Genomic DNA, 16,382 nt, shown 5'->3' with positions numbered 1-16,382 from the left:
CATAAAAAATCGATAAAAGGCGTTTTTTACCCTGGGGGCTGGCGGGTTGCGATGGCAGCGGCTATGCTGCTGATTCTGCAAAGGGCTTGCGATTTCCCTTGTGGCCACGCGAGCAGGGCAGTGAAAAAAGGCGCATGCAATCATATGCATAGCCATTCAGTTCGCGGTTGCAACGATTGCGCTCGATCAGGAAAGGTTTTGTATCGCTGCAGATACAAGTTCAATTCTATGATTCACCCTGTTTTGGAGGAAGTTACGGATGGTCACCCAACGTAAAAAGTGGTTATCGGGTGTGGTTGCCGGCCTGTTGATGGCCGCGTCCGTCACGGCGTCAGCCGAAGAGAAAACGCTGCACGTGTATAACTGGTCCGACTATATCGCGCCGGATACCCTGGCCAAATTCCAGAAAGAAACCGGCATCAAGGTGGTGTACGACGTCTTTGACTCCAACGAAGTGTTGGAAGGCAAATTGATGGCGGGCAGCACCGGTTATGATCTGGTGGTTCCTTCATCCAACTTCCTCGAGCGCCAGTCGCAGGCCGGCATCTTCGAGCCGCTCGACAAGAGCAAAATGCCCAACTACAAGAATCTCGATCCCGAGATGCTGAAGCTGGTGGCGCACAATGACAAGGACAACAAATACGGCATCCCTTACCTGATGGTGACCACCGGCATCGGCTACAATGTCGACAAGGTGAAGGCGGCATTGGGCAAAGACGCGCCGGTCGACAGCTGGGATCTGATCCTCAAGCCGGAAAACCTCGAGAAGCTGAAAAGCTGCGGCGTCTCCTTCCTCGATGCGCCGAGCGAGGTCTACGCCACCGTGCTGCACTATCTGGGCAAAGATCCCAACAGCACCAACGCGGCGGACTATACCGGCGCAGCTAACGATCTGCTGCTGAAGCTGCGGCCGAACATCCGTTACTTCCACTCGTCTCAATACATCAACGATCTGGCGAACGGTGATATCTGCGTGGCGATCGGCTGGTCCGGCGACGTGATGCAGGCGGCCAATCGCGCCAAAGAGGCGAAGAACGGCGTGAACGTGGCCTACGCGATCCCGAAAGAAGGGGCGCTGACCTACTTTGACATGTTCGCCATGCCGGCGGACGCCAAGAACAAAGACGCCGCCTACCAGTTCCTGAACTTCCTGATGAAACCTGACGTGATGGCCGGCATCAGCAACTATGTCTATTACGCCAATGCGGTGAAGGACTCCACGCCGCTGGTGAACGCTGAGGTGCGCAATAACCCGAACGTCTATCCGCCGGCCGATCTGCGCGCCAAGCTGTTCACGCTTAACGTACAGTCGCCGAAGCTGGACCGTGTCATTACCCGCGCATGGACTAAAGTTAAAAGCGGGAAGTGATGATGGGGGGATATCCCCCGATCGTCGGTAAACCGGCAGGCGGGCGCTCCCCGCCTGCATTGCCGTTTTGGGCCACGGCGCTCGCCGTGGTTTTGTGCCGCTTTACGCCGGAGAGCACCCCGATTGAACGACGCCATCCCTCGTCCTCAAGCCAAGTCGCAGAAGGTTTTCACCCCTCTGCTGGAAATCCGTAACCTCACCAAAACCTTCGACGGGCAGAACGCGGTCGAAGACGTTAGCCTTACCATCTACAAGGGCGAGATCTTTGCGCTGCTCGGCCCGTCCGGCTGCGGTAAGTCTACCTTGCTGCGCATGCTGGCCGGTTTCGAGCAGCCCTCGGAAGGGCAGATCGTGCTCGATGGGCAGGATATGTCGCACGTGCCGCCGTACCAGCGGCCGATCAACATGATGTTTCAGTCCTACGCGCTGTTCCCGCACATGACGGTGGAGCAGAACATCGCCTTCGGCCTGAAACAGGACAAAATGCCACGGGCGGCGATCGCCGAGCGGGTGGCGGAAATGCTGGCGCTGGTGCACATGCAAGAGTACGCCAAACGCAAGCCGCACCAGCTTTCCGGCGGCCAGCGGCAGCGGGTGGCGCTGGCACGCAGCCTGGCCAAGCGGCCGAAGCTGCTGCTGCTGGATGAGCCGATGGGCGCGCTGGACAAGAAACTGCGCGATCGCATGCAGTTGGAAGTGACCGACATTCTCGAGCGCGTCGGCGTCACCTGCGTGATGGTGACGCACGATCAGGAAGAGGCGATGACCATGGCGGGGCGCATCGCCATCATGAACCGCGGCAAGTTCGTGCAGATCGGCGAGCCGGAAGAGATCTACGAGCATCCGAACAGCCGCTTCAGCGCCGAATTTATCGGCTCGGTCAACGTCTTCGACTGCGTATTGCAAGAGCGCCACGACGATGCGCTGATCCTGCAAAGCCCAGGGTTGCGCCATGCGATCAAAGTCGATCCGGACGCCTCGGTGGTGGACGGCGTGCCGATCCAGGTGGCGCTGCGGCCGGAAAAGATCCTGCTGTGCGAACAGGTGCCGGAAGACGGCTGCAACTTCGCGGTGGGAGAAGTGGCGCATATTTCCTACCTGGGCGATCTGTCCATTTATCACGTGAAGCTGCACAGCGGGCAGATTATCAGCGCCCAGCTGCAAAACGGCCACCGTTTCCGCAAGGGGATGCCGACCTGGGGCGATGAAGTGCGTCTGTGCTGGGAAACCGACAGCTGCGTAGTGTTGACGGTGTAGTGGAGCCGGTGAGGAGTAACCCGTATGACCCTGCTTTCTGAACGCACGCCGGAACCGCCGGCCAAAACGCCCGGCACCCTCAAGGCGCTGTTCCACCGCCTGCTGATGGCTCACGGCCGCAAGCTGGTGATCGTGCTGCCGTATTTATGGCTGACGCTGCTGTTCATGCTGCCGTTCCTGATCGTGTTCAAGATCAGCCTGGCGGAGCTGGCGCTGGCGGTGCCGCCTTACACCGAGCTGATGAGCTGGGTGGACGGCAAGCTGAACATCGCGCTCAACTTTGCCAACTACCTGCAGCTGACCGACGATCCGCTGTATATCGACGCCTACCTGCAGTCGCTGCGCGTGGCGGCGGTCTCGACGCTGTGCTGCCTGATCATCGGTTATCCGCTGGCCTGGGCGGTGGCTCACAGCAAGGCGTCAACCCGCAACATTCTGCTGCTGCTGGTGATCCTGCCTTCCTGGACCTCGTTCCTGATCCGCGTCTATGCCTGGATGGGCATTCTGAAAAACAATGGCATGCTGAATAACTTCCTGATGTGGCTGGGTGTCATCGATCAGCCGCTGGTGATCCTGCACACCAACCTGGCGGTGTATATCGGCATCGTTTATTCCTATCTGCCGTTTATGGTGCTGCCGATCTACACGGCGCTGATCCGGCTGGATTACTCGCTGGTGGAGGCGTCGCTGGATCTGGGCGCCCGGCCGCTGAAAACCTTCTTCAGCGTGATCGTGCCGCTGACGCGCGGCGGCATCATCGCCGGTTCGATGCTGGTGTTCATTCCGGCGGTGGGGGAGTTCGTGATCCCGGAACTGCTCGGTGGGCCGGACAGCATCATGATCGGCCGCGTGCTGTGGCAGGAGTTCTTCAATAACCGCGACTGGCCGGTGGCCTCGGCGGTCGCCACCATCATGCTGCTGCTGTTGATCGTGCCAATTTTGTGGTTCCACAAACACCAGAACAAGGAAATGGGGGGGCAGGCATGAACAACTTGCCGGTAGTGCGTTCACCGTGGCGCATCGCCATCCTGACGATCGGCTTTACCTTCCTGTATGCGCCGATGCTGATGCTGGTGATCTACTCCTTCAACAGCTCCAAGCTGGTGACGGTGTGGGCCGGCTGGTCCACGCGCTGGTATACCGAACTGTTCCACGACTCGGCGATGATCAGCGCGGTGGGGCTCAGCCTGACCATCGCCGCCGCTTCCGCCACCGCCGCGGTGGTACTGGGGGCCATCGCCGCCGTGGTGATGGTGCGCTTCGGCCGCTTTCGCGGTTCGACCGGCTTCGCGTTTATGCTGACTGCGCCGCTGGTGATGCCGGACGTGATCACCGGCCTGTCGCTGCTGTTGCTGTTCGTGGCGATGGGGCACGCCTTCGGCTGGCCGTCGGAGCGCGGCATGTTCACCATCTGGCTGGCGCATGTCACCTTCTGTACCGCTTACGTGGCGGTGGTGATCAGCTCGCGCCTGCGCGAGGTGGATCGCTCAATTGAAGAGGCGGCGATGGATCTGGGGGCGCCGCCGCTGAAGGTGTTCTTCGTCATTACCTTGCCGATGATCGCGCCGGCGCTGATCTCCGGCTGGATGCTGGCGTTCACCCTGTCGCTGGACGACCTGGTGATCGCCAGCTTCGTCTCCGGCCCGGGCGCCACCACGCTGCCGATGCTGGTGTTCTCCAGCGTGCGCATGGGGGTGAATCCGGAAATTAACGCGTTGGCCAGCCTGATCCTGCTGGTGGTGGGCATTCTCGGCCTGATCGCCTGGTGGTTTATGGCGCGCTCGGAAAAACAACGATCGCGCGAATTGCAGCGGGCGGCCCGTAGCTGAATCGTAACAAACCTGCTATTTTTGCAATCAATAAGTATTGCAACTAACTACCTGACTTTACATGCGCCACCTGTATAGGTGGCGCGTCGTAGCGGAATACGGATATGTCAGACATGCTGAAAAGCGGGCAGGGAATGGGATCGACTTCGGATGCGCCGGTGCCGGTGATGGTGGCGGGTACCGCCATGGTCGCGATCAAGTGTATCAGCGTGGTGCTGCTGCTGGGCGAGCTGGGCGTCGACGGCGCGCAGGAGTTCGTCAACACCAGCGCGCAGGCGTGGGATTCTACCTTTATCTTTCTGGCCGGCCTGCTGCTGCTGTGCCTGCAAATCAGCTGCGGTTTTGCCGTGATGCGCGGCCGCAACTGGGGGCGCTGGGGGTATGTGGCCTGCCAGTGCATCGTGGTGCTTTACCTGCTGTTGGCCACCATCGGCAGCGTCTTTCCCGAGGTGTTCACCGTGGAAGGCGAAACCAGCGGCCAAATCCTGCACGTTCTGATCCTGCAAAAGATCCCCGACGCGGTGATCCTGGCGTTGCTGTTCGTTCCCACCGCCAGCCGCCGCTTCTTCACCGCGCGCAAGTGAGATTTTAGGCGCGCGGAGTGGTAAACTCTGCGCCCTTAATTCGTCATCCTGAACTTCACGGTAATCTTCATGCATTGCGCTTTGTATACGGCGGGCACCTGCCGTTCCTGTCAGTGGCTGGAAAAGCCCTATCCGCAGCAACTGGCCGACAAACAGCACCACCTGCACTCGCTGCTGGCCGGGCGCGACGTCGCGCAGTGGCTGCTGCCGGTGGCGGGGGAACTGAGCGCATTTCGCAATAAAGCCAAGATGGTGGTCAGCGGCAGCGTGGAGCGCCCGCTGCTCGGCATGCTGCACCGCGACGGCACGCCGGCCGATCTGAGCGACTGCCCGCTGTACCCTGCCGGTTTTGCGCCGATGTTCGCGGTGCTGAAAAGCTTTATCGCCCGCGCGGGCCTGACGCCGTACAACGTGGCGCGCAAACGCGGCGAGCTGAAGTACCTGCTGCTGACCGAAAGCACGCTCGACGGCGGCGTGATGCTGCGCTTCGTGCTGCGCTCGGAAACCAAGCTGGCGCAGCTGCGCGCCGCGCTGCCGTGGCTGCAGCAGCAGTTGCCGCAGCTCAAGGTGATCTCCGCCAATATTCAGCCGGTGCACATGGCGATCATGGAAGGGGAGCGCGAGATTGCGCTGACCGAACAGCAGGCGCTCGAGGAACGGTTCAATCAGGTGCCGCTGTTCATCCGCCCGCAAAGCTTCTTCCAGACCAACCCGCAGGTCGCCGCCGATCTGTATGCCACCGCCCGCGACTGGGTGCGCGCGCTGGGTATCGACAGCATGTGGGATCTGTTCTGCGGCGTCGGCGGTTTCGGCCTGCACTGCGCGCAGCCGCAAACGCGGCTGACCGGCATCGAGATCAGCGCAGAAGCGATCGCCTGCGCGCGCCAGTCGGCGCAGCGGTTAGGGTTGTTGCACGTAGATTTTCAGGCGCTCGATTCCACCCGTTTCGCCACCGCCGAAGGCCAGGTGCCGCAGCTGGTGCTGGTCAACCCGCCGCGGCGCGGCATCGGCCAGGCGCTGTGCGACTACCTGAGCCGGATGGCGCCGGGCTATATTCTCTATTCCAGCTGCAACGCCGAGAGCATGGCGAAAGATATCGAAATGTTGTCGGGGTACCGCATCGAACGGGTGCAGCTGTTCGACATGTTCCCGCATACCGCGCACTACGAAGTGCTGACGCTGTTGGTGCGGATTTTATAAAGCATAAGGCCCGGATAACCGGGCCTTATTGCTTACTGCGGGAACCACTTGTCGTTGATGGCCTTGTAGGTGCCGTCGGCCTTGATGGCGTCCAGCGCGGCGTTCAGCTTGGCCAGCAGCGCCTGGTTGTCCGGGCGCACCGCGATGCCGAGACCGGTGCCGAAGTATTGCGCATCGGTGATGTGCTCGCCGACCGGCGCCAGCTGCGGGTTGGTTTTCAGCCACTCGTTCACCACGGCGGTGTCGCCGAACACGCCGTCGATACGGCCGTTTTTCAGCTCCAGAATGGCGTTTTGGTAGCTGTCGTAAGAGACGGTGTTAATCTCCGGGTGCTTGTCCTGCATGTATTTCTGGTGGGTGGTGCCGTTTTCCATGCCGAGCTTTTTGCCTTTCAGATCCGCCAGCGAGCTGAACTTGCCTTTTTGCGCAATCACGATCGCCGAGTTGGCGTAGTAAGGCTGGGTGAAGGCGACCTGTTTGCTGCGCTCCGGCGTGATATCCATACCGGAAATCACCGCATCGTATTTCTTGAATTTCAGCGCGGCGATCAGGCTGTCGAACGCCTGGTTGGTGAAGGTGCACTGCGCCTGCATCTGCTTGCACAGCGCGTTGGCCAGATCGATATCGAAGCCGACGATCTGGTTATTGGCGTCGAGCGATTCGAACGGCGGGTAGGTGGCGGAGGCGGCGAAGCGGATGGTCTCGGCCGCGGTGGCGTTAAAGGTGATTCCGGCCAACATCGTCGCGGCAAGCAGCAGTTTTTTCATGCGTAGAGCTCCTGTCTGGATCCTGAAAGTGATTTTTCGCTATCGTTTGTTTTTACTGGTAATCGCCAGAGGTTTTTGCGAGGACACCTGCTGATAACCCTGCCATCGAGTGAATTAAAATGCAATGAAAATGATTAAATATTGCCTCGAGAATAAAAAAAGCCCCGCACGACGGCGGGGCTCATGAGGGGAGGCGGCCTCAGTTGCGGCGCTCAAACGCCAGCGCGCGGCGCTCCACCAGCCGCATCAGCAGCGTCAGCAGGCCGTTGACGCACAGGTACACCAGGCCTGCGGCGCCAAACACCATGACGTCGTAAGTGCGGCCGTACATCAGCTGGCTGTAGCCCATCACTTCCATCAGCGTGATGGTGTAAGCCAGCGAGGTGCTTTTGAACACCAGCACCACTTCGTTGGAGTAAGACGACAGCGCGCGCTTGAAGGCGAACGGCAGCAGGATGCGCAGCGTCTGCCGGCGCGACATGCCCAGCGCTTCGCACGACTGCCATTGCCCGGCGGGAATGGCGCGCACCGCGCCGTAGAACAGTTGCGTGGTGTAGGCCGCGCTGTTCAGCGCCAGCGCTATCATCGCGCACAGCCAGGGCTGCGACAGCAGATTCCACAGCCACGGGTAGTCGCGGATCGCCGGGAACTGGCCGGGGCCGTAGTAGATCAGGAAGATCTGCACCAGCAACGGCGTGCCGGTGAACAGCGTCACGTAGATCTTGACCAGCGGCGTCAGGATAGGCGTTTTCAGCGTCAGGATCACCGTCAGCAGCAGCGACAGCACCAGCGCGACGATCAGCGCGGCGACGGTCAGCGTCAGGCTGGTGTGCAACCCTTTGAGGATTTCCGGCAAATACTCAATCATCAGACCGGCCCCCGCTCAAAGCGCGTGGCGCGCAGCTCAATGCGTTTGATGACGTATTGGCTGAACAGCGTCACCAGCAGGTAGATGGCCGCCGCGATCACATACCAGGTAAAAGGCTCCTGGGTGCGGGTGGCGATGCTTTTGGTTTGCAGCATCAGATCGTTCACGCTGATCAGCGACACCAGCGCGGTGTCTTTCAGCAGCACCAGCCACTGGTTGCCGAGGCCGGGCAGGGCGTGGCGCCACATCTGCGGCATGATCAGGCGAAAGAAGATCGCCGCCTTGCCGAGCCCCAGCGCCTGGCCGGACTCCCACTGCCCCTGTGGCACCGCTTTCAGCGCGCCGCGCAGCGTCTGCGAAGCGTAGGCGGAATAGAGCAGGGCCAGAGCGATCACCCCGCACAGGAACGGGCTGACTTCGAAATTGTCGATCGCCAGCTGAATCGGCAGCTGGAACAGACCGAGGTTGAGGGTAAAGCCGTCGGAGAGCATCAGCAGCAGCTGCGACGAACCGAAATAGATAAACAGCACCACCAGGATTTCCGGCAGGCCGCGCAGCACGGTCACCCAGGCGGTGCCGAGCCAGCTGACCGCTTTCCAGCGGGACGATTCCCATACGGCGAACAGCATCGCCAGAATCAGCCCGAGGATCAGGGCGCAAACGGCAAGGCCGACGGTCATGCCGGCGGCGCTTGCTAAAGGTTGAAATTCATTCATCGGGGCGTATTACTGCTGGAACCATTTTTTGTAGATGGTTTCATAGGTCCCATCCTGCTTGATCTTGTCCAGAGCGGCGTTGAACTTGCCCTGCAGCTCGGTGTTCTTCTGGCGTACCGCGATGCCGAGGCCGGTGCCGAAGTAGTCTTTATCCGTGACTTTGGCGCCCACTGCCGCCAGCGCGTCATTCTGCTTCAGCCACTCGTTAACCACCGCGGTATCGCCGAACACCGCATCAACGCGGCCGTTCTTCAGATCCAAAATGGCGTTCTGGTAGCTGTCGTAAGGCACGGTGGTGATTTCCGGGTGCTTGTCGGTCAGGTATTTCTGGTGAGTGGTGCCGTTTTGCACACCCACTTTCTTGCCTTTCAGCGCCGCCACGTCGGCGATTTTGCCTTTCTGCACGATGAACAGCGCCGAATTATCGTAGTACGGCTTGGTGAACAGCACCTGCTTTTCACGTTCCGGCGTAATGTCCATGCCGGCCATCACCGCATCGAAACGCTTGAATTTAAGGCTTGGGATCAGGCTGTCGAACGCCTGGTTGGTGAAGGTGCACTCGGCCTGCATCTCTTTGCACAGCGCGTTGGCCAGATCGACATCAAAACCCTGAATCTTGTTGCCGGCGTCAATAAATTCAAATGGAGGATAGGAGGCTTCGGTAGCGAAACGGATGGTTTCGGCTGCGGAGGCGGAAACGCTGATGCCGGCCAGAACGGCGGCGATTATTAGTTTTTTCATCGCAAACTCCCCAAATTACAGCAAGTTAATTGTTAGTGTGATAAGTAGTTGGCAAACTCGGTGGTCCGCGGCTGCGTGAAGTGGCTGCTGTCGCCTTGCTCCACCACGTGGCCGTTTTCCATGTACACCACGCGGCTGGCGGTCTTGCGCGCCACTTCCACTTCGTGGGTGACGATCACCTGCGTGATGCCGGTGCCGGCCAGTTCGCGAATGATGCTGACGATCTGAGCGGTGATTTCCGGATCCAGCGCCGCGGTCGGTTCATCGAACAGCAGCACCTGCGGTTCCATCATCAGGGCGCGGGCGATTGCCACGCGCTGCTGCTGGCCGCCGGAAAGGTGCAGCGGGAAGCGATCGGCGAAGTCGGTCAGGCGCAGGCGCTTGAGCAGCTTGTCGGCGCGCTCCATCGCCTGAGCCTTGGTCAGACCCAGCACGCGGCAAGGCGCTTCGATCAGGTTCTGAACCACGGTGAGGTGAGGCCACAGGTTGTATTGCTGGAACACCATGCCGACATTTTGACGCAGTTCGCGAATGGCTTTCTCGCCAGGCGCCTGCTTGAAGTCGAATTGGTTGCCGGCGATCTGCAGTTGGCCCGAACGCGGCATTTCCAGCAGGTTCAGCACCCGCAGCAATGAACTTTTCCCGGCGCCGCTTGGGCCAAGCAGCACCAAGGTTTCCCCGGCTGGACAATCCAGCGTGATGTCAAACAGCGCCTGGTGAGCGCCGTAATAGCAATTGATACCGTTAAGTTGAATACTCATGCGCCAGAATTGAATAGACATTGATGCCGCAAATGTTAACTTCCACAGAATACTTATGCAATCTTTGTGCGTTAAAATTTATGAGTGTGCGGCGGGACAGTAAAAGATTAGCACAAGATACCGCGACTCAAGCCGAGGGAGGGGATTTGTGGTGCAGGCTGTGAGATCGGTAGCGAAATTTTTTCTATTGGACGAAATCTGAGCGGCAGGCGGCAGGCGGGGATGGCCGACGCGGCAAACCCGCGTCGGCCTGGGGATCGCGGGTTACTGGTTTTCCAACACCTGGCGCACGCTGCCGTTGGTGGCATGCGTTGGAACATTCAGGTAGCGAATATCATCAACCACCCAGCAGGTGCCTTCGCGCACCATCAGCACTTCGTCCTGCCAGTTCACGGTGCTGTTGGCGTCTTTTTGGTAGCTCAAGTCGACGCGCAGCGGGATGTTTTTCGCATCGGTGTTAGGAATGGTCGAGGCGCTGGCGACGGACGCGCTGCTTGGTCCCTGCGCATTGCCGGAGAACAAGTCGCCGGTGATCCGATGCTTGCCCGGGTTCTGGGCGGCGCTGACCAGATCCTGATACAGCACTTTGCTCAGGTAAGGCTGCAGCTGCGCCAGTCGGTTGCTGTCCGGCAGGCCGGCGCCCTGCTGGATGCGCAGGTCATAGAACTTTTGCGCGACCGTATCCGGGCCGCCTTCCACACAGCTGCCGCTGCGGGTGCCGATATCCTTGTATGCCGGCTCCACCGTGGTACAGGCACTCAGCAACAGCGCTAAGGGTAAAACAGCCGCAATCGTTTTTGTTTTCATCTTATTACCTTATGTGAAAGTCTCTACCATGAAGACCGATAGCTTACAGTATAAATGCGTTTTTTGGCCTTGCATTCGTACTGCGTGCCATTGATTAAGCGAACATAATGCCAATCCTCTGGTCATAGATACGTTGAATTAATCAAACAAGGAATTCTGATGCAGCTTTCAACTACCCCGACCCTGGAAGGGTTCACCATCACTGAATACTGCGGCGTCGTGACCGGCGAAGCGATCCTCGGCGCCAACATTTTTCGTGATTTCTTCGCCGGCGTGCGCGATATCGTCGGCGGCCGCTCGGGCGCTTATGAGAAAGAGCTGCGCAAGGCGCGCTTGATCGCGTTCGAAGAGCTGGAAGATCAGGCGAAAGAGCTGGGCGCCAACGCGGTGGTCGGCATCGATATCGATTATGAAACCGTTGGCAAAGACGGCAGCATGCTGATGGTGACCGTCAGCGGCACCGCGGTGAAAGCCAGCCGCTAATCCCACTCCCCAACGCCCTGGCGCGTCCGGGGCGTTTTACTTTGTCCGACGGTGGCTTCCGTGGCGATTATTGATTAACGTTAACGCTATATCAGGTCATCACATCACAGGGAGGATAAGTGAAAATTTGGCCAGGGATCATCGCCGCCGCGCTGCTGGCGGGATGCCAAAATCCGCAGCAGGACACGCTCGTCGATCGCGGCGCTTACCAGCTCGAAACCCTGCATCAGGCGCAGGGCGCGGATCAACGCATCCGCTTTCTGGTGATGCACTACACGGCGGAAGACTTCCACTCATCGCTGAAAACGCTGACCGACGAACACGTCAGCGCGCATTATCTGCTGCCGGCGCATCCGCAGCGCGAACACGGTAAACCGACGGTGTTCCGCCTGGTGCCGGAAGCGATGCGCGCCTGGCATGCCGGCGCCAGCGCCTGGCGCGGCCGCAGCAACCTCAATGACACCTCGATCGGCATCGAAATCGTCAACAAGGGCTTCACCCGCAGCATGCTGTTCACCCACTGGCAGCCCTATACGGCGGAGCAGATCGCCGTGCTGATCCCGCTGAGCCGCGACATCATCCAACGCTATGGCATCCAGCCGCAGGACGTGGTGGGGCACAGCGACATCGCGCCGCAGCGTAAACAGGATCCCGGCCCGCTGTTCCCCTGGCGGCAGCTGGCCCAGGCCGGCATCGGCGCCTGGCCGGACGAACGCGACGTGCAGCGTTTGCTGGCGGGGCGCGATCGCCATGCGCCGGTACCGATGGCGCCGCTGCTCGAAAAGCTGGCGCGTTACGGCTACGCGATCGACCCGTCGTGGAATGCGCGGCAGCAGCGCAATGTGCTGGCGGCGTTTCAGATGCACTTCCGGCCCGACGATGTGCGCGGCGAACCGGATGCGGAGAGTGAAGCGATTGTCGATGCGCTGCTGGTGAAGTACGGCGCGGCGCGTTGATTACAGGCCGTGCAGCTTGCCGTGATCTTTCAGCCAGCGGGCGGTGCGCGCGATGCCTTCTTCCAGCGAGACGATCGGCTGATAGCCCAGCTCTTGCTGTGCGCGGGTGGTATCGAGCGTGAGGTCGAAATTGAGTTTGGCGACGCCGTAGTGGGTCAGCACCGGCTCCTTTTCGCTTTTGCTGCCGAGGCGCTCCATGCCGCGTGCCATCATGTCGAGCATCGGATAGGGGACGGAGCGGATATGGCACTTCATGCCCAAATCGTCGATCAACTGCTGCACCACGGTGCGAAGCGGGCGCGGCTGCTGGTTGGTGATGTTGTAGGCGCGGCCGGACGGCGTATCTTCTTTTAGCGTCGCCAGCCACATGGCGTGCACCGCATTCTCCAGGTAGGTCATGTCCACCATCGCCGCGCCGCCGCGCGGCAGCAGCAGGTTGCCGTAGCGTTTGATCATCTGCAGCAGCCGCGGCAGCATCACCTTGTCGTGCGGCCCGAACAATCCCTGCGGGCGCAGAATGGTGAAATGGGTCTGCGGATTGGACAGCGCCAGCTGCTGGATCACCTGCTCGCCGGCGGCCTTGCTGCGCGCGAACTCGTTGGCGTAGCGCTGCGGGCGAAAGTCTTCGGTCACGTTGCGGTGATGGTGGTAATCGAAATAGATCGCCGGGGAAGAGATGTGAATGAACTGCGCCACGCCGTAGGCCGCCGCCCATTCGCCGAGGCGGCGGGTGGCGCGGACGTTGGCCAGTTCGAAGGCCTCTTCGGTGCCCCAGGGCGAGGTGAAGCTGGAGCAGTGCCACAGCACGTCGACGTCCGTCAGCATCGCCTTGGCCTGCGAAGAGATCAGATTGGTGAGATCGGCATGAATGAACTCCGCGCCCATTTTTTCCAGCAGGCCGCCCATCGCCTGGTTGCGGCCGGTGGCGCGCACTTTGATGCCCTGACGGCGCAGATATTCGACGGCGTTACGGCCTAACCCACTGGTGGCACCGGTGACCAATACCTTCATAACGGACTCTATTCTCACCCAAAATCGGAATACCGGCGGGCGCTTGCGGCGCTCCCAGCAAATAAGATGCCATTCTTCCGTGATTTCGTGCGCTATGCAATCGGAAAGCCCCGAAGCACAGCGGCAAACTGTGCGGTTGATCGACAAATGAACGGCGTTCAGCGCCGTTGGCGGTCCAGGCCCTCGGCAAGTTCGGCGATGCGCTTCGCCATGCCGCGGAAAATGAACAGATGCGCGGGCATCATGGCGAACCAATACAGCAGCCCGCTAAAGCCGGCCGGATGCCACCAGGCGCGCACGTCCAGCGTGCGGCGATCGCCGTGATCGGTAATGGTGAAGCTCAGCCGCCCCAGCCCCGGCGCCTTCATGCCGAACAGCAGCGCCAGTTGCCGCAGCGGTTTCAGCGTGATGACTTTCCAGCCGTCGATCTCGTCGCCCAGCGCCAGGCTCGCGCGCGCCGGGCGGCCATAGACCACGCCGTTGCCGATCATGTCGTCCATGCGGGCGCGGATCCGCCACAGAATATTGGCGTAGAAATAGCCTTCTTCGCCCCCCAGCTGCTGCACCGTTTGCCACAGGGACTCGCGGGTGGCGGCGGTGTCCAGCGAACAACCGGCCTGTTTTGGATAGTAACCGTAGCCGGGGCGCCAGCGGGCCCGCGCCGCCGGATCGTAGCCCCAGTCGGCGGAATCGACCACCTCCTGTTCGCGCTGCAGCGTGGTGGCGACCGCCTGATCAAAGGTGTGCAGCCGCTGCGGGATCAGGGCCTGCAGCGGCCGGCCGTCGGCGGGCAGATCGTGCTTCAGCCCCTGGATCAGCGCGCGGGCGATCGGCGTCGGCACCGAGGTGATCAGGCTGATGAACCACACCGAAATCAGCCGCGTCGGCAAAGGGATCGGGATCAGCCAGCGCCGTTTGCCGCTGATGGCGATAAAGCGTTGGAACATATCCTGATAGCTGAGGTACTCCGGCCCGGCAACGTCGAAGATGCGGTGCTCCTGCGCCGGGTGCGCCAGCAGATCGGCCAGATAAACCAGCAGGTTCTCCAGCGCCACCGGCGACGACTTCGAGCGCACCCAGCGCGGCGGCGTCAGCACCGGCAGGTTATAGACCATGTCGCGCATCACTTCGAACGCCGCCGAGCCGGGGCCGACGATGATGCCGGCGCGCAGTTCGGTCACCGGCACGCCGCTCTGGCGCAAAATCTCGCCGGTCAGGCGGCGGGCCGCCAGGTGCGGCGAACTGTCGTCGTTCGGCTGCAGCGCGCCGAGGAAGATCACCTGTTTGACGCCGGCATTGCGCAGCGCGTCGCGCAGGTTTTCCGCTGCCTGGCGCTCCTTCTCGATAAAATCGTCGCCGTCGCCCATAGCGTGCACCAGATAGTAAAGCGTATCTGTCTCCCACAGCGCCGCGCTCAGGGTCTCCGGGCGGTACAGATCGGCATACAGGCAGTTGACCTGCGGCCAGTTCCGCTCCTGCAGCCACTCGATGCGCCGCGCGGCGGCGGTAATCTGGTGCCCCTGTTCGATCAGGTGCGGGATCAGGTTCTGGCCTATATAGCCGCTGGCTCCAAGAACCAGTACGCGTTGGGGTGTCATCGGGCCGCCTTGTGCGGTAGAGGATTGGCAGAACGACAGGATGCCAAATTCAGGGTTTAAATGCACTTTTTGTATGGGTATAAGCCGGTTGCATCCATCGTGGCGCAGGTTCACACTACGCGCCCTTTATCGAACGAAAAACCGGATGCCATGAAGCTCAATGTGATTTGTTACGCCCTGCTGGGCCTGGCGCTGGTCGCCAGCCTGTTCTCGCTGCATCCGGTGTGGATGTGGTTGCTGCTGGCCAACCTGCTGACGTTTCTGATCTACGGCGGCGATAAGCTGGCGGCGCGCAAGGGGTGGCGGCGGGTGCCGGAGGCGACGCTGTTGCTGTTCGGCGCGCTGGGCGGGTGGTTGGGCGCACTGGCGGCACAGCAGCTGTTTCGCCACAAAACCCAGAAGCAGCCGTTTAAAACCTGGTTCATCCTCAGCGTGGCGCTCAACCTGGTGGCGGTGCTGGGGCTGTGGTACTGGATTTATGGCCGCTGGATCTTCTGATTACAGCAGCAGCGGCAGGGTGGCGCTGGCGGTGGCCTGCATCGCCTGAGCGTAGGCGGGATCGCGCCGAGCCAGTTCGGCGATCATCAACTCCACCAGCAGCATGGCGCCGACCTTGGCCGGCAGGGCGCCGGCGGTCAGCGGCCCTTCCGGTTTGGCCGCCACCAGCAGCGTATCCGCCAGCTTGGCCAGCGGGCTGCGTTGGGTGTTGCTGACGGCGATCACGCGTGCGCCGCGCCCTTTGGCCAATGCCACCGCATGCAGCACGTCCTTGGTGGAGCCGGAGCTGGAGATGACGATCAGCAGATCCCGCTCACTCAGCGAGGCGGCGTTCATCGCCGCCCGGTGCATGTCGCTGAACAGCTGCGCCGGTTTGCCGAGGCGCAACAGCTTGTAGTGCAGGAAATCGCCGATGATGGCGCTGGCGGCGACGCCGTAAATCTGCACCGAAGCGCAACGCTGCAGGCTGTCCGCCGCCTGTTGCAGCGCCTGCGGATCCAACAGTGCGCCGGTATCCCGCAGCGCCTGAACGCTCTCTTCCACCAAATTTTCCGTCGCGCTTTGCCGCGTCGTCGCCTCCGGCTGGCTTTGTTGCAGGCTGAGGGCCAGCGCCATTTTAAATTCGGTATAGCCTTTGCAGCCCAGATGGCGGCACAGCCGCGTGACGCTGGCTTCGCTGGTGGCGCTTTCACGCGCCAGTTCGGTGATGGTCAGGTAAACGGCGCGGGAGGGCTGCGCAAGAAGATAGTTGCCGAGCTTTTGCAACGTGGGGCTGTACCCCGCCAAATCCTGCCGCAGCCGCAATAACAAGTTGCCTGTATTCATCACGTTACCTTTCTGAGTATTCCCGTTTCTATTGTGGCGGAAAGACGCCGCCGCTCGCCAGCGAAATCGACGGATTGTGAAGCCGATCATCGTTATGAATAAAATTTTCATT

The 16,382-nt window shown here is 60.8% G+C and carries 18 protein-coding genes; 9 read left to right on the top strand and 9 right to left on the bottom strand.

The window, feature by feature from the left end; genetic code table 11:
- Nucleotides 1-259 precede the first annotated feature (259 nt).
- The 6 genes from potF to rlmC all read left to right on the top strand — a co-directional run bounded on the left by potF (nt 260) and on the right by rlmC (nt 6,239).
- Nucleotides 260-1,369, top strand: coding sequence for a spermidine/putrescine ABC transporter substrate-binding protein PotF (potF, locus tag REA38_RS03575; RefSeq protein ID WP_033637811.1), 1,110 nt, complete (start codon nt 260-262; stop codon nt 1,367-1,369).
- Between the two features lie 123 nt (nt 1,370-1,492).
- Nucleotides 1,493-2,626: a putrescine ABC transporter ATP-binding subunit PotG gene (potG, locus tag REA38_RS03570; protein WP_033637812.1), complete on the top strand. Its 1,134-nt coding sequence runs from the start codon at nt 1,493-1,495 to the stop codon at nt 2,624-2,626.
- Between the two features lie 24 nt (nt 2,627-2,650).
- Nucleotides 2,651-3,613, top strand: coding sequence for a putrescine ABC transporter permease PotH (gene potH / locus REA38_RS03565; RefSeq protein ID WP_308885017.1), 963 nt, complete (start codon nt 2,651-2,653; stop codon nt 3,611-3,613).
- On the top strand, nt 3,610-4,455 hold the full coding sequence (gene potI, locus REA38_RS03560) for a putrescine ABC transporter permease PotI (protein WP_016928360.1): 846 nt from the start codon (nt 3,610-3,612) through the stop codon (nt 4,453-4,455). Before potH ends, potI begins: the two co-directional genes overlap by 4 nt.
- A 104-nt stretch (nt 4,456-4,559) precedes the next feature.
- Nucleotides 4,560-5,039 carry a YbjO family protein gene (locus REA38_RS03555; protein WP_049197168.1) on the top strand — a complete coding sequence of 160 codons (480 nt, stop codon included), beginning with the start codon at nt 4,560-4,562 and terminating at the stop codon, nt 5,037-5,039.
- A gap of 69 nt (nt 5,040-5,108) precedes the next feature.
- On the top strand, nt 5,109-6,239 hold the full coding sequence (gene rlmC / locus REA38_RS03550) for a 23S rRNA (uracil(747)-C(5))-methyltransferase RlmC (protein WP_308885014.1): 1,131 nt from the start codon (nt 5,109-5,111) through the stop codon (nt 6,237-6,239).
- A gap of 32 nt (nt 6,240-6,271) precedes the next feature.
- Here rlmC and artJ (REA38_RS03545) read toward each other — a convergent pair whose 3' ends face one another.
- The 6 genes from artJ (REA38_RS03545) to REA38_RS03520 all read right to left on the bottom strand — a co-directional run bounded on the left by artJ (REA38_RS03545) (nt 6,272) and on the right by REA38_RS03520 (nt 10,899).
- On the bottom strand, nt 6,272-7,006 hold the full coding sequence (gene artJ / locus REA38_RS03545) for an arginine ABC transporter substrate-binding protein (RefSeq protein ID WP_033637816.1): 735 nt from the start codon (nt 7,004-7,006) through the stop codon (nt 6,272-6,274).
- A gap of 199 nt (nt 7,007-7,205) precedes the next feature.
- Entirely contained in the window at nt 7,206-7,874 is a 669-nt protein-coding gene (artM, locus tag REA38_RS03540) for an arginine ABC transporter permease ArtM (protein ID WP_033637817.1), read from the bottom strand.
- Nucleotides 7,874-8,590 carry an arginine ABC transporter permease ArtQ gene (artQ, locus tag REA38_RS03535; RefSeq protein ID WP_033637818.1) on the bottom strand — a complete coding sequence of 239 codons (717 nt, stop codon included), beginning with the start codon at nt 8,588-8,590 and terminating at the stop codon, nt 7,874-7,876. Before artQ ends, artM begins: the two co-directional genes overlap by 1 nt.
- A 9-nt stretch (nt 8,591-8,599) precedes the next feature.
- Nucleotides 8,600-9,331, bottom strand: a complete 732-nt coding sequence (gene artJ / locus REA38_RS03530; RefSeq protein WP_308885011.1) for an arginine ABC transporter substrate-binding protein — start codon at nt 9,329-9,331, stop codon at nt 8,600-8,602.
- A 32-nt stretch (nt 9,332-9,363) separates the two neighbouring features.
- On the bottom strand, nt 9,364-10,092 hold the full coding sequence (artP, locus tag REA38_RS03525) for an arginine ABC transporter ATP-binding protein ArtP (RefSeq protein ID WP_038884338.1): 729 nt from the start codon (nt 10,090-10,092) through the stop codon (nt 9,364-9,366).
- A 264-nt stretch (nt 10,093-10,356) separates the two neighbouring features.
- Complete coding sequence (locus REA38_RS03520) at nt 10,357-10,899, bottom strand: lipoprotein (RefSeq protein ID WP_308885009.1); 543 nt, start codon at nt 10,897-10,899, stop codon at nt 10,357-10,359.
- Between the two features lie 159 nt (nt 10,900-11,058).
- Here REA38_RS03520 and REA38_RS03515 point away from each other — a divergent pair, with 159 nt between their 5' ends.
- Together REA38_RS03515 and REA38_RS03510 are read left to right on the top strand one after the other, a co-directional pair.
- Nucleotides 11,059-11,382 carry a heavy metal-binding domain-containing protein gene (locus REA38_RS03515; RefSeq protein ID WP_033637822.1) on the top strand — a complete coding sequence of 108 codons (324 nt, stop codon included), beginning with the start codon at nt 11,059-11,061 and terminating at the stop codon, nt 11,380-11,382.
- Nucleotides 11,383-11,501: 119 nt separating this feature from the next.
- On the top strand, nt 11,502-12,338 hold the full coding sequence (locus REA38_RS03510) for an N-acetylmuramoyl-L-alanine amidase (RefSeq protein ID WP_049197174.1): 837 nt from the start codon (nt 11,502-11,504) through the stop codon (nt 12,336-12,338).
- Here REA38_RS03510 and REA38_RS03505 read toward each other — a convergent pair whose 3' ends face one another.
- Together REA38_RS03505 and REA38_RS03500 are read right to left on the bottom strand one after the other, a co-directional pair.
- Entirely contained in the window at nt 12,339-13,349 is a 1,011-nt protein-coding gene (locus REA38_RS03505; RefSeq protein ID WP_033646660.1) for an NAD(P)-dependent oxidoreductase, read from the bottom strand. It lies immediately after the preceding gene.
- A gap of 158 nt (nt 13,350-13,507) precedes the next feature.
- Entirely contained in the window at nt 13,508-14,947 is a 1,440-nt protein-coding gene (locus tag REA38_RS03500; protein WP_308885008.1) for a DUF2867 domain-containing protein, read from the bottom strand.
- A gap of 150 nt (nt 14,948-15,097) precedes the next feature.
- Between REA38_RS03500 and REA38_RS03495 the strand changes: the two genes are divergently transcribed.
- Nucleotides 15,098-15,445, top strand: coding sequence for a DUF1294 domain-containing protein (locus REA38_RS03495; protein WP_103830128.1), 348 nt, complete (start codon nt 15,098-15,100; stop codon nt 15,443-15,445).
- Here the strand turns inward: REA38_RS03495 and REA38_RS03490 are convergent, their stop codons facing one another.
- The gene (locus tag REA38_RS03490; RefSeq protein ID WP_043147107.1) at nt 15,446-16,273 is read right to left on the bottom strand and encodes a MurR/RpiR family transcriptional regulator; all 828 of its coding nucleotides are present in this window, start codon (nt 16,271-16,273) and stop codon (nt 15,446-15,448) included.
- Between the last annotated feature and the right edge of the window lie 109 nt (nt 16,274-16,382).

It is taken from the genome of Serratia sp. MF1(2023) (assembly GCF_030954545.1).
Taxonomy (GTDB): domain Bacteria; phylum Pseudomonadota; class Gammaproteobacteria; order Enterobacterales; family Enterobacteriaceae; genus Serratia; species Serratia sarumanii.
Note: the sequence above shows the minus strand (reverse complement) of the source record. Positions and strands in the feature narration are given on the sequence as shown.